We start from the raw sequence: 22,123 nt of genomic DNA, 5'->3' as shown, positions 1-22,123 counted from the left end.
TCCGAAAAATCAGATGGAACCTGAATTTATTAATTACGAATTATGCAACATCGCAGCATCCATTTAGATGAAAGTCCGATCCGTTTCGACCGATGGCGGCGACGCTTACCGAATTGGTTACAGCGCTTTCTGCCGAGTGGTGGCGGGAGTCATGAAGATCATCACGGCAAAGGAATGTTTGGGTTTACTGTGTTCTTGTTGTCGGAAAGTATCATTTTTTTGAGTTTTATCTTTACTTATGTTGCTTTACGACTGAATACTAATAACTGGCTACCACCCGGTATTTCTGGGCCAGAATTGTCTAAGATCGTGATTATTAATACAGTAGTTTTACTTTCTAGTAGCTTTGTTATTCAACTAGCAGAAAATGCTCTCAAACGAAATCAACTCAGGAAATTTCGCTGGCTATGGCTAATCACGATCGCAATGGGAACCTACTTTCTAATTGGTCTGTTAATTGAGTGGAAAAATCTCGATTTTAAGCTCACTACAGGATTAGTTGGTTCCACATTCTACTTGCTGACAGGTTTCCACGGGTTACACGTTCTGGCGGGTGTTGTGCTTCAGATAATTATGCTGATTCGCTCATTCATTCCAGGCAATTATAAGAAAACTCACTTCGGTGCAAGTGCGACTACTCTCTTTTGGCACTTTGTTGATGTAGTTTGGGTCTTCCTATTCTCGCTTCTCTACCTTTGGCGAGCATAAAAAGTTCAGTTCACCAAGTATTCTCAGGAGTAATTAATTTTATGAATTTATTCATGCAAGAACTACCAACCTCAGAACTCGCCCCAAAAGCAGTTCAAGAAACTCCCACACCAGGTAAAGATCCACTCATTGCACAAGGTTTACAAAAAGAGCAATACATTGGCATTATTGGGCTAGCGATCGCTCTAATTGCAGCTGTAGGATTTTTTAGTCGCAGAGTCGAATATGCTATTGGTTTCGCTTTATTCCTCAGCATCTTCTTAATTGCGTTATTTTTATTCATATAGTTAGCGAATTAGTCATTTGTAAATACAAATAACTAATAGAGATATGAGTGAAAATGTCTGCCGCCTCCCTTGCTGGTGGCAGAACCGCATTGAGCAGCATTTCCCGATTCTGGCATAGTTATATTTGGGACTTTCTAGGTTTTTTGAACCCAATATTTTTAGCTTGCCGCGCTACTACAGATGTTATAAGTGTTTAAATTAAGCTGATATTAGTAGCGTACTACTGAATATCTTATCATACTTAAATATCTCTATACACACATAATTTTGCGAAATAATCTGTAGTTTTATGTACAAAATTAGATGCGCCTACCCTGGATATTTAATTAACTTCATCAGATATCTAAATTTATCAAAAAAGTTCTAATTTTCGACTCTTTATTTGCGGCTCTGCGTCAGACAAAAAAAATCTGAATTAAAATGTGTAACATACTAGCAAATTCCTGATTCTACAAGACTTTGGAGAATATTTTATGAACAGCCCAGTTTATCAAACTGTTATTGTCGGTGGTGGCTTCACCGGCTTATTTACAGCCTTAAATCTAGCTCACGAACATTATCCTCGCTCTGTAATTTTGATCGATCAAAATGAACGCTTTTGCTTTAAGCCGTTACTCTACGAATATTTCAGTAGCGAGATGGATGCTTTTCAAGTAGTACCGCGTTTTTCGGAATTACTTAAAGGTAGTGGTGTGATCTTTGTTCAAGATGCGGTGGAATCCATAGACTTACATGAACAACAAGTTAAATTAGCTTCGGGAAACTCCTATAACTACAGTAACTTAGTATTAGCTTTGGGTAGTGTCACTGGTTATCATCATCTTGAAGGTGCTAAAGAATACGCTTTCCCCTTTTGGACAGAAGCAGATGCGATCGCTCTCGATCAGCATTTAGGCGACTGTTTGCAAAAAGCAATCCAAACCGAAGATATAGAACAACGTCGTCAACTGTTAACAATAGTCGTAGTTGGTGGTGGTGCAAGTGGTATAGAAATGGCAGCAACATTAGCTGATTTAGTCCCACATTGGTATACCGCTTTGGGAGGAAATTCTAATGAAATTCGGGTGATACTGCTCAATCACGGTCAAGAAATCCTCAATGGTGATGTTAACGATCCTCTGCGCCCAATTGCTGAAAAAGAATTACAAAAACGCACGATTCCAATTGAAATTCTCAAAGGTGCAGAAGCCACTAAGATTCATGCTAACGCCATTGAATATAAGCACAATGAGCAAATTGAGACGTTGCCAACAAGTACCACAATCTGGACAGCTGGTACTTCTATTCATCCACTAATTAAAAATTTACCAATTTCTCAAGAACATCGAGATCGTCGCGATCGCCTTCTAGTTACTCCCACAATGCAACTACTCGACTTTCCAGAAGTCTTTGCCGGCGGGGATTGTGCAGCAGTTCCAGATAACTCACTACCGCCAACAGCCCAAGTTGCTTATCAACAAGGAGCCAATATTGCCCAAAATTTGAAAGCGATCGCTTTCGGCGAAGAACTTAAACCAGCAAAGGTCAATATCCGTGGAACTCTCTTGAAATTGGGGTTAAATAATGCTGCTGCTAACCTTTTCAATGTTTTTGAAGTTGCAGGCGAATCCGGGCATTTAATCCGCCAAGGCACTTATTTAACCCTATTACCGACACCATCTCATGATTTAAAAGCTGCTAGTGAATGGCTAGATGAAGAGATTTTTCACCATCACCTTGACCCCCATGATGTGGGCAAAAAAGTTGTCCAAGCAGTGGAAGTAGTTGGCGCAGGAGTTATGGGCGTTTTAGCTGCAAGAAAACTATTAAAAATGTTGGGGAATAAAAGCAGTGTAACCTAAGGTTGTTGCGTAAGTCCTAATATTGTGAAACCATAGCTTGTGACTTGCTAACACAACTGCAACTAGCCTATTTCTAGCTTAACCTAGAAACAAGTACTGGTACTGGTAACAATAATGACGCAATCCCCAAATTCAGGAAACAATCAGGAACCATCTAATCCTCGTCTATGGCTCCTGCTTTTACGACGTACCAGTTTAGCTGTGGGTGGGGTTTTGCTAATTGGCATTATAGTTGGTTTTTGGTGGGCGAGAAGTTATGTATATAAGGATTTAGCCCCGTTAGTACAGCAAAATCTCCAACAATTGTTGGGGCGTCCAGTCAAAGTTGGGGAAGTTGAACGTTTTTCGCTAACTAGTCTGAGATTTAGCTCTCTATCGATACCAGCAACTCCCACCGATCAAGATCGGGTGGTAGCAAAAGCCTTAGAGGTGCAGTTCTCGCCGTTACAGCTTATCCTTAGCCGAAAACTGGCTTTAAATGTCACGTTGGTTCAACCCAACGTCTACATTCAACAGGATAAAGATGGTCGTTGGGTAACAGCCAAAGTTAAGGCTGCGGAGGGACAAGGCTTTATTCAAACTGAGTTGGAGACACTGCAAATTCAAGATGGCAATGTTGAGTTGATGTCATTCGCCGCACCCACTAAACCGAAAGGCTCAGTAATATTAGATCGTGTTGGTGGTGTTGCCCGATTTTCAGACCAAAATCAAAGGATCGGTTATGACATTAATGCTCAACTCACCAGGGGAGGTGCTGTTAAAATTGTTGGCGAAACCCAAATAAAAGCTCAACAAACTAACCTCCAACTGCAAGCACAAAATTTACAAGCATCTGATATTAATCGATTAATTCAATTACCGATCGCTTTGCAAGGAGGATATTTAAACGCTGATTTAGGCGTTCAGATTCCTCCAAAACTCTCAGACGTAACGATTACAGGAACCGCGACAGCTAATCAAATCACTGCGAAAATTCCAAATATTCCTCAGCAAGTTTCTAATTTTAATGGGAAATTTCTATTTCAGGGTCAGACAGTTGCTTTAGATAATCTAAGTACGAATATTGGCAAAGTTCCCATTCTGGCTAATGGAACAATTAATTCTCAAACAGGTTTTAATGTTGCCGCTCAGATCAAACCAGTTAGTGCGAAAAATATCTTAGATACTCTAAAAGTCAATTCGTCAGTCCCAGCTAGTGGCGAAATTCAAGCAAATATTCAAGTATTAGGCGCACTTACACAACCTGTTCTCAGTGGTACAGTAAGCAACACCAAACCTATTCAAGTTGACCGCCTTCAATTTAAAAGCATCAATACTGATTTCCGGTTGAATGTCTCTCAAACTGCATCTCAACTTACTGTTTCCAATCTGAAAATAGTCCCCGTAGCTGGTGGTCAAATTATCGGCAGCGGTCAAGCTAATGTAGGAAGCAAAGATGGGGTAATATTTAATGCTCAAGCTGATGGGATCTCAGGAGATATACTAGCACGCAGCTATGGCGTTACTCTACCGATCGCAGTTGGCAATGTTTCTGCAAAAGCTCAAATTTCTGGCTCACTTAGCAAACAGCCCTTGAACCTTAATGTTTCCAATGTTCGGGTAACACCAGCCGCCGGAGGGCAAATCACAGCTAATGGTCAAATTCAACTAGCTCCCCAAGGTCAAGTAGGTGTAAATATACTAGCTCAAGGTATCCCAGGAAATGCGATCGCTCAAGCTTATGGTATTTCAACTCCCATTAATGTTGGTGGTATATCTGCGAACGCGAAAATTTCTGGTTCTCTGGGTACACCGTTAAACGTCAATATTTCTCGCGTTCAAGCAAATCCAGAGGTGGGAGGGCAAGTCACAGCTAGCGGACGAGTTCAGCTTGCACCCCAAGGTAGGGTATCGTTAAATGTGCAAGCAAAAAATATACCAGGGGATGCGATCGCACGAGCCTACAATTCCTCACCCTCCATCACCATTGGGAATGTCTCGGCAAATGCGAATATTTCCGGCACTCTGAGCAATCTGCAAACAGTAGCGCGAGTGCAAGCGCCCAACGCCACCTATCCTACTACCGGACGGGTTGTTGTTACCAAACAAGGAGAGAATATTCTTTTCCCCGATGCGGTTTTGAACGTCGCAGGTGGGACAATTCGGGCCAGAGGTGAAGTTGCTCAAGAACGTTGGCAAGGGGGTGTCCAAACTTCTCAAATTCAACTCAACCGATTCTCACCCCAACTACGAGGACGGCTCAATAGTAATATTCAGTTAGCAGGCACAACAAAATCTTTCCAGCTAGCCGATATTCGCGCCGCCGGACAAATCCGCCTATCCCAAGGAGTAGCATTGCTGGCAAAACCACTCACCGCTCAATTTCAGTGGAATGGACAGCAGATTATCGTTGAAAACGCAAGTACCCCAGGATTGAGTGCTAATGGTGCGATCGCTATTCAGTCTCCCCCAACTGGCGCACCCCAAATTGCCGGATTTAATTTAAATGTACTGGCGCAGAATTTCAACTTACAAAATACTGGCTTCAAAGTTCCTGGTGACGTTGCAATAGCAGGGCTACTGGATTTTAATGGAAAAGTTACAGGTACTCCAGATGTACCGCAAGCTAATGGCAATATCCGACTGCGGAATTTCAATGTAAGTAACTTGGCGTTTGACCCACTTTTAACCGGAAAGGTGAATTTTCAAGGGGGACAAGGGGCAACTTTGCGATTAGCTGGGAAACAAGACCGGATTGCGCTTAACTTAGGTGCAGATTATCGTCCCACTTCATTTTTAGTTAAACGCGATGAGGCAGTTACTACAGGTAGAACTGAGGGAGATAACTTATTTATCAATGCCCAACAGTTTCCCATCGCTCTGGTTGGCGGCTTTTTACCCAACAATCAATTGAAACCATTGGCGGGACAGCTATCGGGTAATTTAGTTGTCAATCTGAGTAATTATGCCATTGCGGGGGATGTAGCGATCGCAGGGCCTCGCGTTGCCAGAGTTGCAGCTGATGAATTTCGCGGCAGGATCAATTATGCCGATGGTACTGCTAGCTTGGCTAATGGTCTATTGCGGATTGGCGATAGCAACATCGCTCTCAGTGGCAATGTGCAAGCAGGGAATGACCCGAAATTTCAATTCCAAGCTAATTTTGCTCAAGCCAAAATCCAGAGACTTTTACAAGCGTTTAATATCTTCGACTTTCAAGACCTTAGTACCGGGTTGCAGCCTCCCACCTTAGCGGGAGCAGAAGCACTTAACACTGAGTCTATCAGTTTGCCCAATGCAGACTTGAAAACACAGCTAACATACTTCTCGAATATTACAACAGCCAATGCCAAACAACAGCAACTAGAAACAAAACAAACCCGATCTTTGCCCAGCCTTGCAGAATTAACAGGTGCTTTAAGTGGAGCAATTACAGCCAATGGCTCGTTAAAATCTGGGTTGAATGTCGGCTTTAATTTTCAAGGTGCAAACTGGCAATGGGGTGAATATTCCATCAATCAAGTGCTTGCTCAAGGCAATTTCGCCGATGGTATCGTTACACTTTCGCCCTTGAGTATTGGGATAAATCAAGGACTAGTGGCCTTTTCAGGACAGTTAGGAACTGAACAACTATCTGGAAAGTTGAATGTAGCAAGTTTACCCTTATCACTTTTAGAACCTTTTATCGAAAAATATCCCATAGATATCACTGGTAATGTCAATGCTGATGCCACCTTAGCGGGTAGTTTACAAGACCCTAGTGCCAAAGGCAAAGTAACTTTAGCGAATGCGACTCTTAACAAACAACCCGTGCAAACAGGAGAAGTGAACTTTGATTACAACAAAGCTCGTTTGAATTTTGATAGCACCTTACTAGTGACAGGAACGCAGCCAGTTGCAATTACAGGTAGCGTCCCGGCTCCCTTACCTTTTGCCAAAGTGCAACCAGATAGTAATCAAATCAACATCGATGCCAATGTGCAAAATGAAGGATTGGCATTGTTAAATCTGTTGACTAACAATCAAGTTGCTTGGGTAGACGGTCAAGGAAAAGTAGATTTAAATATTCAAGGTACTTTAAACGAACCAATTATTAACGGAAATGCCACACTTAATAATGCTACCTTTCGCGCTCAAGCCTTATCCGATCCCCTCACGAATGTGACTGGAACAGCGCAATTTAATGGTAGAACGGTAAGCGTTGAAAATATCCAAGGTAATTATAATCAAGGGCAAGTGACTGCATCAGGCATCCTGCCAATTTTTGATTCTCAGCAAACCGCAGCGAATCCTCTGACAGTATCAATCGCAGACAAACTCAATTTTAAGCTTGCAGGACTGTATGAAGGCGGCGTCGGCGGTGATATCGTCATTCGGGGAACAGCATTAAAACCTGTAATTGGTGGAGAGATTAAACTGAGTGATGGTCAGGTGATTATTGGCAACTCGGCTACTGATAATAAAAAATCAGCAGCGACAGCAGAGGCTAATACTAACGTCATAAATCTAAATAGAGAAGAGGTTAACCCTAACACTACACCGACAGCAGACGGAAGCGCTAACCCAGTGGCGACAACAGGCGGAAGCACTAACCCAGTGGCGACAACAGGCGGAAGCACTAACGCAGCAACTCCAGCCAATCTACCTATAAAATTTGCAGATTTAAAGTTGATTTTAGACAAGGATATTCGTGTTACCACTCAGTCTTTACTAAGCTTTGTACCAGGAGGAGCCGCATTCAGTCAGCCCCTATTGAGCTTTGACGCTAAAGGCGATTTGACCATTAATGGTACATTAGCCAAGCCGCTTCCTGAAGGAGTCATTCGTTTGACAGGAGGAAGAGTCAGCTTATTTTCTACTGAGTTCACCTTAGCGCGGGGCTACGAACAAACTGCGCGATTTATTCCAAGTCAAGGACTTGACCCGACTTTGGATGTCCGACTGACTGCAATTGTACCGGAAGCATCAGCAATAAACAGTCGAATTTTGGAATCACCACTGTCTGCGGAAATCAGCGATGCTTCTGTAAACAACTTTGGAACTTTACGTACCGTTACCGTTCAAGCTACTGTAAACGGGCCAGCTAGTGAATTGGGCAACAATTTAGAACTAACGAGTCAACCTAGCCGTAGTAAAGGAGAAATAGTTGCTCTGCTAGGTGGCTCAATTCTCGGTTCTTTCGGTCAAACAGATGCAGGCCAAGGGCTGACTAATTTCGCTAGTTCTACCATTTTAGGTAGTTTACAAGGAACTATTACTGCGATCGGACAGGCTGTTGGTTTTAGTGAATTTCGGATATTTCCGACTCCATCTACCAATGAAACAACAAGAACTTCAGTTCTTAATTTATCAGCAGAAGGTGTGTTTAACATCAATAGAAATTTCTCTGCCTCTTTATCACGCGCTCTTTCTAGTAACGACTCTTTCCGTTACAACGTGCTTTATCGACTCAATGACGAAATTCTCATGCGAGGCTCAACTAATTTGGGGGATGAAAATCAATTCCAAGTTGAGTATGAAAGCCGATTTTAGAGGATGTATGCCAACGGACAAGGAGGTTAGGACATTAACTGATGATAAAACCTATATACAAACACACTTTCAACCCAGTCCCCAGTCCCCTACTATATTACATAATTTTTAGTTTTCTCCTCGCAGGTGTCGATCAAAAAATCGTGTAAGTTGATGCCAAGCATCTTCCGCCGCCAAGGGATTGTAGTCGGATCGTTCGTGACAAAAGAAACCATGTCCCGCATCGGGATAAACTTTTAGGGTGTAGTCTTTGCCCAGTTCTTGAAACCGCAATTTTATTTGTTGAATGCGATCGCCTAAAATAAACTGATCGGTTCCACCGAAAAATAGATAGATAGGTACTGTAATATCTTTCACTGCATCAATCCACTCATCGGCGACCATACCGTAGAAGGGAGCCGCTGCGGCAATTTCCTTTGACAACTTACAAGCTGTGAAAAAGGTTAAACCGCCACCCAGACAGAATCCGGTTACGCCGATGCGATGGGGGTTGACTGCTGGGTGTGACTTTAAATAGGCTAATGCAGCTTGAATATCGTTTACCATTGGCTGGCCGAAATCCAAGCGCCACATCATGGCCATTGCCCGATCAACTTCGTCGTAGCCAAATTTGTTGTCGGGCAACTCGCGGTAATATAGATCGGGGATGATGACTACATATCCTTCTTGGGCGATTCGGGCTGCGACATCTTGGATATGTGACGTTAAGCCAAATGCCTCCATCAGCAGTAGAATGGCAGACTGAGGCTCAGGATGAGTTGGTGTAAACAAAACAGCGGGCATCTGTCCATCTGGTGTGGAAATTAACACCTCAGTTTGTTCAATTGGCATCTTCTTTCTCCGATAGAATCTGTTGTTAATAGCTTAAAAACTAGCAATTGAGGATTCTAGAAGAAAGTTGCGGGATTTTAGTATATTATTGCGATCGCACTTGTCGGAGTTGTGTTGGTGTGACACCAACCTGGCGTTTAAAGCATTTTGTCAAATGGCTTTGATCGGAAAAACCCGTTTGCGTCGCAATATCCGCAATGCTCAGATTGCTGTGCTGTAACAAATGTTTTGCCTTTTCAATTCGGCGTTGTAGGATATATTGGTGGGGTGTAATTCCCATCCGTTGCTTAAACAGACGTAGAAAATAGTAGGGACTGAGTTGTGCGATCGCACTCAATTCAATTAGCTTCAAGTCTTGATAGAGATACTCATGAATATAGTCTGTGATTTTTTGCAACGTTCCTTGAGATAATCCATCTGAATAACTAGAAAGCTTTGGTTGCGTGCTGCAATAGTTCCGTAAAAGGTGAATTGCTAATGTCGTTTTGAGACTGTCAATCAGCAAATCACCGCCAATTTTGCCTGACTCTAATTCATCTCTCAAACTTGAAAAAATTCCTTGAATCAGCACATCTTGCTGACTCATAAACCGAGGCGTGAGTTCAATGCTGCCACCAACAAAATCCTGACCCACCAATTGGAGAAGTGCAGGTTCAATTGCCAAAACCATAAACTCAACTGAAGTATTCCAGTTACAGCGATGGGAAATCCCCGCCGGAATTATTGCAATATCTCCATCTCTGCGCCTTTCTGGCTCCAGCTTTCCATCTAACCATCGCTCTCCTGATGCCATTTTGCGATCTTCTAGTTCTCCTGGTGAGCCAACAAGCCCACAAGCAATGACATGCATCGTATGTTGATGTTCAGCGATTTCAAATTTTGGCTGTTGGTAAACTTCTAGATGCAGGTGACTCCAGCCAGAACTTGAGAGAATAGAGGATTTCGGCAATAGTGAATTAGCAGCATTCTCTTGGCGGTAATCAATAACTGGCACTTTCATTTTATTGAAGGAGGCAGGAGGCAGGGCGCAGGGGGCAGGGAGCAGGGGGCAGGGGGAGCATTCGACCTTGGATAATGGCTATTGTGGGGTGGGCATCTTGCCCGCCCTATGGACTGGGCGGGCAAGATGCCCACCCCACAGGAGTTGATTGGATATTTTTTTATATGGAAGTCCCTAATCGCCTGGGCTTTTCAAACAACCTCTTAAACCCAGGCTCGATAATCAACTTTTTGAAGGAAATAAATGTTGCTTTACCACATCTAGGCGCGAACAGTTCCAATAATCGATATGGGAGACAATCAAACCATCAGAGTTAAGACCTAATTCACTCCAACCAGGAATAGAGATCCTTGGCTTCCAAGGGAGAGGAGTATTCCAACTGAGTGTCCACTCAGTTTTGATTGTGTCTCCTAAACGTTGAATATTATGTACATCCATCTTGGGATTTAAAAACCAAGTTTGGATAAAATTAATCATTTCTTTATAACGTTTAACACCACGAAATTTATTCAGAGGGTCTTGAAAATAAACATCTGGAGCATAAATATTATAAGTTTGATTGATTGGGAATCTTTGATAGTCTTCTTTGAGGATTTCAATGATATCCATGAGAAATAAATATATGTGTAAATTGGTTTAATATGAAAACTGAAAAATGGAAATTAACCCTCGTTCCATAAACGTTCTAACTGACGCCGCCAAGCATTTAAGACTTCTTCTCGCCCTTCTGAGGTTTGATTGATTTCACCCATCATTCCTTCTGCGTAAAAGCGTTCTAAGCTTTGCATAGTCGCTTGCAGAGATTGCCCTTGCTGTTTTGCTGCCTGAATAATTTGCCGGATGCGGCTTTCAATTAGTCGATTAAAGACATTATCTAATCTGGCTTGATAGAGAGATGCAAGTCGGTTAATTGCATTGGACAAATCTGCACTTACTAAAGTGCTACTGTGATGTTGAAATACCCCCCAAATTACCCCTTCATATAAAGCGTAACGTACTTCTTGAGTGTCATCGAAGTTAGCTTCTAGGAACTGTTCTAAAAATGGCTGGGCTTCTTGGATGGGCAAAATAGGCAGTAAAACTCGCAGCCAAGTATTATCTTCGGAAAGCAGCACCAATAGCCGAAAAGTAGAAGTGTCTACTTGCCACGATCCAGGAGCAATGACTACAAGAGCCGATGTGCCAAATAATTCTGTGAGCGTACCCGCAATTTCTTCAGGTGTCATAACCCTTTATCTATATATAGCCTCTAGATTAGCGCAGAGGTGCATCAGCTTATTCAATCGCTCCCATTAGTTTTAATAGTATATGCTGTACAGGTGTTAGACCTGTTACATCTGTGATATTCAACCCTGTACACAGTTTGTAATTGATTACCCGCAAACAGTCGCCAGTGCTTACATCCCAAATACGGATGGTTTCATCATCACTGCTACTGACAATGTGCTGACCATCGGGAGAAAACGCCACTGATAAAACCCCCTCTTCATGTCCAACAAATGGTTGACCAATAGGGTTACCATTCACATCCCATAACCGTACTTTGTTGTCATAACTGCCACTGACAATGCGCTGACTATCGGGAGAAAACGCCACTGATAAAACCCCCTCTTCATGCCCAACAAAGGGTTGACTAACAGGGTTGCTATTCATATCCCATAACCGTACTGTCTTGTCATAACTGCCACTGACAATGCACAGTCCGTCTGGGGAAAATACCACTGAATTAACCCCCTTTTCATGCCCAACAAAGGGTTGACCAATGGGGTTACCATTCACATCCCACAACCGTACTGTCTTGTCATAACTGCCACTGACAATGCGCTGACCGTCGGGGGAAAACGCCACTGAATTAACCCAATCTTCATGCCCAACAAAGGGTTGACCAATAGGGTTGCCATTTACATCCCACAACCGTACTGTCTTGTCATAACTGCCACTGACAATGCGCTGACCGTCGGGGGAAAACGCCACTGAATTAACCCCCTCTTCATGCCCCACGAAAGGTTGACCAATGGGATTACCATTCACATCGCGTAACCGTACTGTCTTGTCCTTACTGCCACTGGCAATGCGTTGACCGTCTGGGGAAAATGCTACGGAATATACCACAGAATCATGCCCCATAAAGGGTTGACCAAAAGGGTTGCCATTTACATCCCACAAACGTACTGTCTTGTCCCTACTGCCACTGATAATGCGTTGACCATCTGGGGAAAACGCTACTGAATCGACCGCAGAATCATGCCCAACGAAGGGTTGACCAATAGAGTTACCATTTACATCCCACAATCGTACTGTCTTGTCCCTACTGCTACTGACAATGAGCTGACCATCGGGGGAAAACGCTACTGAATCGACCGCAGAATCATGCCCAACGAAGGGTTGACCAATAGAGTTACCATTTACATCCCACAACCGTACTGTCTTGTCATAACTGCCACTGACAATGCGGTGACCATCGGGGGAAAATGCCACTGAATAGACCAGAGAATCATGCCCAACAAAGGGTTGACCAATAGAGTTACCATTTACATCCCACAACCGTACTGTCTTGTCTCTACTGCCACTAACAATTCGCTGACCATCTGGGGAAAATGCTACTGATGTAACCCAATCTTCATGCCCAACAAAGGGTTGACCAATAGAATTACCATTTACATCCCACAACCGTACTGTCTTGTCCCTACTGCCACTAACAATTCGCTGACCATCGGAGGAAAATGCCACGGAATAGACCCAATCTTCATGTCCCACGAAAGGTTGACCAATAGAGTTACCATTTACATCCCATAACCGTACTTTGTTGTCATGACTACTACTGACAATGCGTTGACCGTTAGGGGAAAACGCCACGGAACTGACCCAATCTTCATGCCCCACGAAGGGTTGACCAATGGGGTTACCATTCACATCCCACAATCTTACTGTCTTGTCAAAACTGCCTGTGACAATGTGCTGACCATCGGTGGAAAACACCACTGATGTAACCGCAGAGTCATGCCCTTGGAAGAATAATAAGACCCTAGCAGAGGATGCTTGCCAGACTTGTACAGTACCCTTACTATCTCCAATCACCAATTTTTTGCCATCTGGACTAAATGCCACCGACCAGACAGCTCCTAGAAGTGGCGAAAATAAGGAGTTTGTGAGATTTGCTCCCATCAAATTTATCCACCGCAAGCTGGCATTAGCAAAGTTTACGTCTGTAATAACAGTATGGCTGAGATCAGATTTTTCTAGACTATAAGGATTTCTTGCTAGTAGTAATTTCACTAGGTTGCCACCTATATAACCCACCTGAGTCTGGGTTTTGCCACGGGTTGACTGAATTAGTGCGAGCAACCGTTGTTTAAATACTTGCTCATCTAACATTGGCACAGCTAAATCCAGCACAGCTCTTGCCAAGGGAGCCGTACCACAATAATTAGATAATTTTTCTAAAGATACTTTGGCGAATGAATTTAGCGGTGCTACTGGGAGCGGTTGCCTATCTTCCCCACACTGTCGTTGAAAGTATTCTGACCAAGTGTAATCTTGTGGTGGAAGAGTATTGTCTAAATGAGACTGTGCTTGAGCCAGTTTTGTGAAGTCGGGAGCTAAAATTCCTAACTCTGCCACCAGCTTGTAGGCAGCAAAAAATTCCAATAACGAACGATGGGCAGGGCTGTAGTCTCCTTCCGCATTACGAATCAGCATTGTTTGCCCCATCATGTCGTAATGCCAGTGGTCTAAATCTTTTTCTTCTTGGACTACAGCAGGAAATAAACGCCGAATCCGGTCGGGGAATTCTTTGTAGTTCATGCTCATCTGGTCTGTTGAGAGCATTTCCCAGGACAACTCACACAAAAAATAGAGCTTATCTGCCAATGAGGTAAAGGTACGGTTGGTTTTAATATCTCTCTCCATCTTGTGCCGCACAGCATATAAATATACCCGTGATATATCAACTGGCTTGCCCGCCTCAATCTCTGGCAAAGCTTCTATAATTAGTTCCGTCATTACCGGACGACGTGCCAAATCCCGCAATGTCGGATTACTCATTATCTGTTCTACGGTTTCTGGTTCAGCACGAAACGCTAATACTTGCCGAATTTGCTCGTCATCAAATTTTTCTAATTCCAGCACTTCAAAGCGCGGTGTCTCTAGAGGCAAGTTAATTGTAGATGCTTGCAATTCTGCACTTAGCAAAGCCCTGCCTTCTTTAGCTTCGGGGAAATGTTCGGTGCGACAGGTGAGAATTACCTTTGCCCCTGGTACTACTACTTTGGCTAGTTCCCAGAAGTTGTTGATCATTTCTTGGCGATTGACTCTAGCTGCCATTTCATCAAAGCCATCAAAAATCAACAACACTTTACCCATGCGGTTGAGTTGCTCAAAGGCAGAATAACCAGGCAGTGGGATTTCATGCTTGCGGAAAAAGAATTCCGAAAATAGCGATTCTACACTGACTGCTTTGGCATAGTCCCGTAAAGGTATGACTAATGGCAGACGTGGGCGTTCTACTCCCCGGCGTTGAGCATCCCGATAGCGTTGCAGGGCAGTCCAGGCATAATGCAACCCAAACCAGGTTTTGCCAGTGCCAAATTCACCCAAAATAGAAAGGTGTTCTTTGGCAGGATCATCAAGCCATCGCTCAACATAACCATCAATCCAACCATCAGCTTGAGCGTAACGGCTCATGCCCATTTTCTGCTTTGAGGTGGGATCGAACTCCTCTTTGGTACAAGCTAGGGGTACATAAGTGTGGTCAATTCCCCGTTGCTTGATTTCATTTTCTAACCAGTTGAGGTAGACATTAAAATCGGCATCTCGATCTAGCAACTCATCAAGGGTGTAGCAAAATAAATGTTGATTTTCTTGCTTGTTTACCTCATCTTTAGCAGCGCGACTGACACGGCGATTGGTGATTAGCCAACCTATATCTGTTTTTCGAGCATTTACTGACTGTCGCAAGGCAGCAACATCTGCCATTCCGGCTTCTCCTGTAATGCCGCGCACCAAAACTCGGTTATACCCCTTTTTCTCTATAGGGTTATTGACATTAATAATCCACTCCAAATAATTTTCATTGCTAATTTCACCTTTTTCAAAGCCATAACGTAAGGCAGTGAACCAAGCCCGTAATTGCTCTGCTAATTTATCTGTCTGATTTGGTTGACTCGGAGTTTGTACAGTAGATTCAACAGGTTGTTTATTTGTTGTTTCTTTCCTAAAAAAGAGATTAATACACCCCAAATTGTTAGAAATGAATTTTTGGGGTGCTGCTTCTAATTCCTGCCGCAAGAATGTTACTAGTGTTTCGTTCGTGACCCATTGGTTAGATACATCAGCTAAGTCAAATCCGCGCAAAATAGCGCTAGTGAGTACGCTACTGGCTCCACTCACGTTTTCATGGGCTAGCTCAAATTCTCTAGAAGCGACAATAAAACAGCGATCGCGTGTATTTCCGCGATCGCCTGGATCGGCTTCTGTAAAATTGAGTAGTTCCCCACTGTAACAACAGTCCAACCAAATAATCTGCTGCCGTACTGGGCTTTCTTGCAATAACTCACGCAGCCACTTTAATTGCAGTCCCCAGTTCCCATCACAATCGGTATCACTGGTAGCTAGAAAACCTTCTTTAATGCGTCCTTTGCTGCGAAGACCATGCCCTGAGAAATAGAACAGGGCTGTATCTGGAACGCTTTTACCTTCAGGATAAAAGAGTTGTTCTAAAGCATTCTTTAAATCTGACACCTTGATTTCCTGGTTTGGTGATATGCGTGGTGCATCACCTTCAAACGGATCTAGGAATTGTGGCAATCGCTTGACATGAAAATTTCCAGCTTCACTGAGTCGCTTGGCGATCGCTTCGGCATCGTTAGCAGGCGATCGTAACGCTGACAATCCTGGGATATTATACTGATTAATGCCAACTACTAAAGCATCCTTACTCATTAATATGCGACTTTTTATAAAAGTTCTGGAAAATTTATCAATATCCTAGCTATTGTTTGATTTTAATTGTATTTTCACAGGCAAGAATCGAGTAAATATTTCTTACTAAATATTTACCCATGAGAGTCACTTTTCCTTTAGAGGCGTAAATATTGGTCTGTCGCCATCTAAACCTCGTAACAAATAGATTGTCAATTGCTGACCTAATTCTTTTTCTTGCTTCGGATTAATAGGTATTCGCCAACGAAGAGATTTGTAAAGTTCTAAGCGATACAAATCAAACGCAGATTCCAATAAGTTACAGTAGACACTTGCGGCATCAACTGCCCAGTAATAAGCAAAGATTGCTCCCAAAAAAGCGGCAGGGATAGCCCACCAAGCCCAAACAGTCCAAACGATAAACAGCAAACTCCACAGCCAAAAACGGGCTGCTGTATTCAGATTTGACCGTGCTTCCTGTAATTCTTTCTTCACTCCATCCGGTAATAGTAGCCAGAGGCGAGACCAGCAAATTACAGCATCTAAGCCATACTTATCAGAAGGGCGGCTTTCAGATGCTCTGAGAATATTACCTAACTTTGTAGGCATTAACCTATTAAGTTGAGATGGAAACTGCATAAGTTGTCCATCCAGCGTTACATATTCCTCTAATTCTTCGTCAGTTATTTGTTTATCTTTTTTATTAGCCAGCGTTTGCCAACGATTTTCTTTTCGTTTAAAGTCATGCTTTTTTTGCTGTATCATCCAGCCTCGTAAGAAAAGTAAGGGAGACAGCCAATTAGGCCAATAGCCTTCTAAAAATCTGAGAATAAATAAATCGAACCTTTGAACCACAAAACCTGAGACAGCAATAATCAGCAAACCACTTACCATCACAGCAATCAACAAAGATTCTGATTGCTGTTTAAGCCAGTCTTCCAAGGGTTTTCTACCAAAACGCCACACCCAAGCTAGTAATCCCCCAATCCAGAAAACAAAGGCTGGTGTTAGTATGTTCGCAGCCCAGTTTTCTGCCAGCTTTCCACCCAGACTTTCCAAAAATTTGGTTGGCATATTTTGTAACTAATCAGCAGGTATTAGTGGGACATTATGAGTCGGACAGTTTGGTATCTTTGCTCCGACAACGCGACGATACCAAGTATAATCGTCCCCTTCAGGACATCTATATTTTGAAGCGGATATTGGTTGACTTTTACCTGGAAGTTCTTCAAAACCTTTTGATACCTGTTTTGTACTGAGAAACTCAGCTATCCAGTTGCGAGTATCTGGATAACTTTTGAGCATTGCTAAAATCTGGTCATGAACTGGCTCCCCTGCTTTAGCTTGTACCAACAGTTCAGACAATTGGCGGTCTACTTGAACCGCATCATCTCCTAAAATTTCTGGAAGAAAGGGACGAATCGAGCGACTTCCCTCTAGAATATCTTCAGGTTCAAACACCACAATTTAAAACCTCATTATGTAAAATTAATGGCTAATTCTTTTACATATACACTGAAACAGATTACCATAATTAATTTTTGAGCATAGATAAAAGACAATTTTTAGTCTAAAAAGATAATGGGGCGCACAGTTAGCTGTACGCCCCCACGAATGAATGTATTCCACGGAATTGAAATATGTGATTTAAGTGATTGAATTGCTCAAAAACACGATGCCGATCGCACACAAAGCGAAGCCAGCAATACTCATTTTCCAGGATAAAGTTCGGTTGATTTCTCCCATACCCATTGCCATACCAATTTCTCTAGCACTCATGGCAACTGCAAACAGAGTTAAGGTAATACCTAGTATATATGCAACTACTGATATTATTTCTGTACCAACAATAGATTCAGCATTCGCGTAACCCTGAAATAAACCAGCACTAATACTTACCAGAGCAAGCACCATCAAGTTTAGTTGATTTGGCATCATCAGCATAGTACCAAAAACAATGGTAGAGAGAGCAATGGCTATTTCTGTGCCTGGTAAATCTAGCTGCAATAAATGAATTACAATGCCCAAAACTGTTGCGAAGATAAAACATCCAGCGATCGCACCGCCACGGACAAACACAGATGAGAGTAAGCCAATTGCAACAATACCAACTAAACAATTTAAGCTAATTACTGGATCTGCCAATCCCCAGAGAAAGCCTTCCCAGGCGTTAGAGATACTATGGTCAACTGGTGTACCACTCAATGAACTCAGTAAGCTAATTAAAATTAAAGCTGCGATCGCCCCAATATGGCGAGGCATTAACTTCGAGGTATGAAGTTCCTTTGAGACAGAGGATTCTGATAATTTAGTCTTGAACATCACTATAGGCCAAATTAGTTTTTTCGGTAATCTATACTACCCATCTACTCCAAAAAACTAACGTAGTAAAAAAAGTATTAGGCGACTGGAAGTCGCCCGATGAGTAATTAAGGGACTGACAAATAAAAAAATATTCAATTAACTCTTGTGGGGTGGGCATCTTGTCTGCCCTTCAAACAGACTCGATCAGAATCGGAATCTCAATGATGAACTCTGTGCCTTGAAGCGGTGCAGAAATACACTTGAGTTGACCACCATGTTTGTTAATAATTTGGTAGCTAATCGACATTCCTAAACCTGTACCTGAACCAACAGGTTTAGTTGTAAAAAACGGGTCAAAAATTTTTTGTTTTACTGCTTCTGTCATACCGCAGCCATTATCAGCAATCCGAATTATCACTTTATTCGTGTCTAAAACCTCAGTGCAAATGCGAATATGGGGATTGTTATTTATCAGTTCTTGGTTGCCAGTTGTTTTTACATTTACCGCTAACAAATTGCAACCAACGATTGATTCTCTCAAAGTATCAATAGAATTATTCAGGATATTCATAAATGCTTGATTGAGTTGTCCAGCATAGCACTCAACTTGAGGCAAATTGCCGTATTCTTTTATCACTTGAATATCTGGATGATTTCCTTCACCTTCCAAGCGATTTTGCAAAATTAAGAGAGTACTATCAAGACCTTTGTGGATATCAACTGCTTTTTTTTCTGCTTCATCTAACCGCGAGAAGTTACGCAAGGATAAAACTAGGTTGCAAATGCGCTGAGTTCCCATTTTCATGGAAGATAAAAGTTTTGGTAAGTCTTCTTTAATAAAACCAAAGTCAATTTGTTCAATATGAGTTTGAATTTCTGATTCTAAATGGCAATGACATTCTTGATAAAGCGTAATCAAATTGAGTAAATTTATAATATATTCATTGATAATAACGATATTACCGTCAATAAAATTCACAGGATTATTAATTTCATGGGCAATACCGGCAACTAATTGCCCCAATGAAGACATTTTTTCAGTTTGAATGAGTTGAGCTTGCGTATTTTCAAGTTCCTTTAAGGTCAGTTTGAGTTGGGAGTTAGCTACTTCTAGTTGTGCAGGACTCGGTAAAGCTATAGCTTGGGGAATGATGGGTAGCAGTGCGATCGCTGTATATAGTGAGATAATAGCCGTAATAAACTTGATGAAAGTAGATAACCAATAAGTTGGATGCCAAAGCGTCCATACATCCATTACATGGGTTGTACCACAAGAGACGATAAAAGCTCCAAATAATAAAAGTATCCATTTGAAGGGGAAATCTTTTCGCTTGTGGACAAAGTAAATCAGGATGATGGGGATAGAATAATATACCAAAGCAATCAGAGAATCTGAGATGATATTTAGCCACACTAAACTCGGCTTCCAGAGATAACAATGTCCATGTGGAATAAATGAACTCTCATTCAAAAAATTTTGCAAAAGTTCTAGCATACACAGCCAAACGAGGTAACTTGTCATTTAATAGTTGACAGATTATACACGTTGGATAACAAATTGTCCTTAATGTTAAAGGCTGTACTAGTACAAGAAGGCAGAATTGAAGAAGAATTCAGAATTCAGGAGTCAGAATGAAGACCACCAAATTTAAAATTTAGTGGGGGTCTTAAACCCAATTATTTATCCGCCATTCATACAGAAAAAATTGTTGAACTTTGGCTCCTGACTCCTGAATTCTGTTCGATAAACTACCCATTTCAAATTAATGAAACGCTTAGGCTGTATTCATTTTAATTTTTTAATTTTTAATTCCGCCTTGCGGTACTAGTGTAGTAATTCTTCAACTTGATGTTGGCTCCACAAAGTTCTATATAAACCCTGTTGTTTTACAAGTTCTAAGTGATTCCCTATCTGTACAATTTTTCCCTTTTCCATCACAAAAATTCGGTCAGCAATTGCTGCTGCTGATAATTGATGTGTGATAAAAATTACCGTTTTTCTTTCAGTCCCATCGGAGAGGTTTTTGAGGATTTGCGCGGCTGTTTGATTATCTACACTAGATAGGGCATCATCCAAAATTAACACTGGAGCATTGACCAGCATAGCCCTAGCTAAAGCAGTACGTTGTCGTTGACCACCAGAAAGAGTAATACCGCGTTCACCAACAATAGTTTCATATTGCTGGGGAAAATTGTGAATTTCTGATTCAATTTGGGCAAGTTTAGCAACAGATTCTACTTGCTCTTGTTCGCTAACTGGATCGCCGTAGCGGATATTATTTTTGATTGTAGTACTAAATAGAAAGCTATCTTGAGGAACGTAGGCGATCGCACCTCGTAAATCTGCCAAAGCAATCTTAGTAATATCCACCCCATCTAAAAACAATTGTCCTGATTCAATATCTAACAAGCGGGGCAAAGCATTGGCCAAAGTTGATTTCCCCGAACCAATTGACCCAACAATAGCCACAGTTTCTCCAGCCGCAATGGTAAAGTTCACATTTGCTAAAGCTGGAGTCGTTGAACTAGGGTAATTGTAAGTGAGATTTTTCGCTGTCAATTCCCCTTTCAGTTCAGCCACCGACAGATGTATGGCATCGGCTGCATCTTTAATTTTCGGTGTGACAGAAAGAATAGATTCCAGCCTATCAATACTAACTTCACCCCGTTGGTAGGCAGTAATTGTGAATCCTAAAATGGCCGTGGGGAAGGCCAAACGCTCTACATAAATTAACAGTGCTAAAAAGTCGCCAACCTGAAGCGTCCCAGAAGACATCCGCGCCGTCCCTAGCCAGATGATGATCAGTGAACTGATATTAGCTAGCCCGCCAATTAGCGGAAACAATGTATTTCGGATTTTTGCCAGTTCTAGATTAGCAGTCAATAGCTGCTGATTTTTCTTGGCAAAAGCTCGACGCTCGTTTGCTTCTTGGGCATAGATTTTAATTAAGGCAATGCCACTGATATCCTCCTGAATGAGTTCGCTGATGTCAGAGAGTTGCTCTTGGACTGTTGCTTGTTGTTTGCGTAAGCGAGTGCTAAACAGACTCACCAACAAGAACATAAAAGGGTACACTGCCAGGGAGGCTAGTGTGAGATCCACACTAATCGCTAGCATTACTGGCAGTGTTAGGGCATAAGCAAAGGCTGTATTTGCTAAACTCAAGACCGCAAAACCCAACAACCGTTTGATATTGTCTACATCACTGGTAGCCCGACTAATCAAATCGCCAGCAGTATTACTAGCAAAATAAGCAGGCTCCAGCTTGAGTAAGTGTTCAAAAATCCGTTGTTTCAGGTCAAATTCCACTTGACGCCCCACCCCAAATAGCCAAATGCGTGAGGCCATCCGCATTAGCCACATCGCCGAACTGAGTAAGACAATAATTACTACATAATGTAATATTTGGTTCCAGTTGAAGGTTGTTGAGAGCTTATCAACACCAGCACGAATTAACCAAGGGATATAAACGCCCAGTGCATTGACAGACAACAAAGCGAGAATGCCTAAGGACGCCTCCTGCCAATGGGGTCGTAAGTAAGCACTGAGTTTAGCGAGTCGTCGAGATTTTGCCATTAAAGCAATTTTGCAACTTTATCATCCTAGATTAACTGCTAGTCCAAGAAGGCAGCTATGTAGGGGATTGGGGATAAGGGGTAATGGGGATTGGGAAAGAATGGGGTCTGAATCCCTATTTAAATTTTCTCAATCCCCCAGTCTT

Annotated in this window: 14 protein-coding genes; 4 read left to right on the top strand and 10 right to left on the bottom strand. The window is 42.2% G+C overall.

Annotation, left to right across the window (positions count from 1 at the left end; translation table 11 throughout):
• The first annotated feature begins 42 nt into the window (after positions 1 to 42).
• The 4 genes from V7L31_RS09185 to V7L31_RS09170 all read left to right on the top strand — a co-directional run bounded on the left by V7L31_RS09185 (position 43) and on the right by V7L31_RS09170 (position 8,347).
• Positions 43 to 708, top strand: a complete 666-nt coding sequence (locus V7L31_RS09185) for a cytochrome c oxidase subunit 3 (RefSeq protein WP_334695933.1) — start codon at positions 43 to 45, stop codon at positions 706 to 708.
• 41 nt (positions 709 to 749) lie between these two features.
• Positions 750 to 995 carry a hypothetical protein gene (locus V7L31_RS09180; RefSeq protein WP_334695932.1) on the top strand — a complete coding sequence of 82 codons (246 nt, stop codon included), beginning with the start codon at positions 750 to 752 and terminating at the stop codon, positions 993 to 995.
• 473 nt (positions 996 to 1,468) lie between these two features.
• Positions 1,469 to 2,836, top strand: coding sequence for an NAD(P)/FAD-dependent oxidoreductase (locus tag V7L31_RS09175; RefSeq protein ID WP_334695931.1), 1,368 nt, complete (start codon positions 1,469 to 1,471; stop codon positions 2,834 to 2,836).
• Positions 2,837 to 2,950: 114 nt separating this feature from the next.
• A complete protein-coding gene (locus tag V7L31_RS09170; RefSeq protein WP_334695930.1) occupies positions 2,951 to 8,347 on the top strand; it encodes a translocation/assembly module TamB domain-containing protein in 5,397 nt (1,798 codons plus the stop codon).
• Between the two features lie 108 nt (positions 8,348 to 8,455).
• Here V7L31_RS09170 and V7L31_RS09165 read toward each other — a convergent pair whose 3' ends face one another.
• From V7L31_RS09165 to V7L31_RS09120, 10 genes are all read right to left on the bottom strand, one after another.
• Positions 8,456 to 9,178, bottom strand: coding sequence for a dienelactone hydrolase family protein (locus V7L31_RS09165; RefSeq protein ID WP_334695929.1), 723 nt, complete (start codon positions 9,176 to 9,178; stop codon positions 8,456 to 8,458).
• Positions 9,179 to 9,263: 85 nt separating this feature from the next.
• A complete protein-coding gene (locus V7L31_RS09160) occupies positions 9,264 to 10,178 on the bottom strand; it encodes an AraC family transcriptional regulator (RefSeq protein WP_334695928.1) in 915 nt (304 codons plus the stop codon).
• A 222-nt stretch (positions 10,179 to 10,400) separates the two neighbouring features.
• Entirely contained in the window at positions 10,401 to 10,787 is a 387-nt protein-coding gene (locus V7L31_RS09155; RefSeq protein WP_334695927.1) for a DUF2358 domain-containing protein, read from the bottom strand.
• 53 nt (positions 10,788 to 10,840) lie between these two features.
• Entirely contained in the window at positions 10,841 to 11,404 is a 564-nt protein-coding gene (locus V7L31_RS09150; protein ID WP_334695926.1) for a hypothetical protein, read from the bottom strand.
• 49 nt (positions 11,405 to 11,453) lie between these two features.
• The gene (locus tag V7L31_RS09145; protein WP_334695925.1) at positions 11,454 to 16,118 is read right to left on the bottom strand and encodes a caspase family protein; all 4,665 of its coding nucleotides are present in this window, start codon (positions 16,116 to 16,118) and stop codon (positions 11,454 to 11,456) included.
• Between the two features lie 126 nt (positions 16,119 to 16,244).
• Positions 16,245 to 17,171 carry a hypothetical protein gene (locus V7L31_RS09140; protein WP_334695924.1) on the bottom strand — a complete coding sequence of 309 codons (927 nt, stop codon included), beginning with the start codon at positions 17,169 to 17,171 and terminating at the stop codon, positions 16,245 to 16,247.
• A 9-nt stretch (positions 17,172 to 17,180) separates the two neighbouring features.
• A complete protein-coding gene (locus tag V7L31_RS09135) occupies positions 17,181 to 17,561 on the bottom strand; it encodes a hypothetical protein (RefSeq protein WP_334695923.1) in 381 nt (126 codons plus the stop codon).
• Positions 17,562 to 17,744: 183 nt separating this feature from the next.
• Positions 17,745 to 18,419, bottom strand: a complete 675-nt coding sequence (locus V7L31_RS09130; protein ID WP_334695922.1) for a HupE/UreJ family protein — start codon at positions 18,417 to 18,419, stop codon at positions 17,745 to 17,747.
• Between the two features lie 172 nt (positions 18,420 to 18,591).
• Positions 18,592 to 19,872, bottom strand: coding sequence for a sensor histidine kinase (locus V7L31_RS09125; protein WP_334695921.1), 1,281 nt, complete (start codon positions 19,870 to 19,872; stop codon positions 18,592 to 18,594).
• A 354-nt stretch (positions 19,873 to 20,226) separates the two neighbouring features.
• Complete coding sequence (locus V7L31_RS09120; protein WP_334695920.1) at positions 20,227 to 21,978, bottom strand: ABC transporter ATP-binding protein; 1,752 nt, start codon at positions 21,976 to 21,978, stop codon at positions 20,227 to 20,229.
• Between the last annotated feature and the right edge of the window lie 145 nt (positions 21,979 to 22,123).

The organism is Nostoc sp. (genome assembly GCF_036916655.1).
Classification (GTDB): domain Bacteria; phylum Cyanobacteriota; class Cyanobacteriia; order Cyanobacteriales; family Nostocaceae; genus Nostoc.
This window is presented reverse-complemented; position numbering and strand designations above follow the sequence as displayed.

Excerpts from the sequence above, each read along its gene's own strand:
- V7L31_RS09185 (WP_334695933.1), top strand. The coding sequence starts at position 43 with ATGCAACATCGCAGCATCCATTTAGATGAAAGTCCGATCCGTTTCGAC.
- V7L31_RS09180 (WP_334695932.1), top strand. The coding sequence starts at position 750 with ATGAATTTATTCATGCAAGAACTACCAACCTCAGAACTCGCCCCAAAA.
- V7L31_RS09175 (WP_334695931.1), top strand. The coding sequence starts at position 1,469 with ATGAACAGCCCAGTTTATCAAACTGTTATTGTCGGTGGTGGCTTCACC.
- V7L31_RS09170 (WP_334695930.1), top strand. The coding sequence starts at position 2,951 with ATGACGCAATCCCCAAATTCAGGAAACAATCAGGAACCATCTAATCCT.
- V7L31_RS09165 (WP_334695929.1), bottom strand. The coding sequence starts at position 9,178 with ATGCCAATTGAACAAACTGAGGTGTTAATTTCCACACCAGATGGACAG.
- V7L31_RS09160 (WP_334695928.1), bottom strand. The coding sequence starts at position 10,178 with ATGAAAGTGCCAGTTATTGATTACCGCCAAGAGAATGCTGCTAATTCA.
- V7L31_RS09155 (WP_334695927.1), bottom strand. The coding sequence starts at position 10,787 with ATGGATATCATTGAAATCCTCAAAGAAGACTATCAAAGATTCCCAATC.
- V7L31_RS09150 (WP_334695926.1), bottom strand. The coding sequence starts at position 11,404 with ATGACACCTGAAGAAATTGCGGGTACGCTCACAGAATTATTTGGCACA.
- V7L31_RS09145 (WP_334695925.1), bottom strand. The coding sequence starts at position 16,118 with ATGAGTAAGGATGCTTTAGTAGTTGGCATTAATCAGTATAATATCCCA.
- V7L31_RS09140 (WP_334695924.1), bottom strand. The coding sequence starts at position 17,171 with ATGCCAACCAAATTTTTGGAAAGTCTGGGTGGAAAGCTGGCAGAAAAC.
- V7L31_RS09130 (WP_334695922.1), bottom strand. The coding sequence starts at position 18,419 with ATGTTCAAGACTAAATTATCAGAATCCTCTGTCTCAAAGGAACTTCAT.
- V7L31_RS09120 (WP_334695920.1), bottom strand. The coding sequence starts at position 21,978 with ATGGCAAAATCTCGACGACTCGCTAAACTCAGTGCTTACTTACGACCC.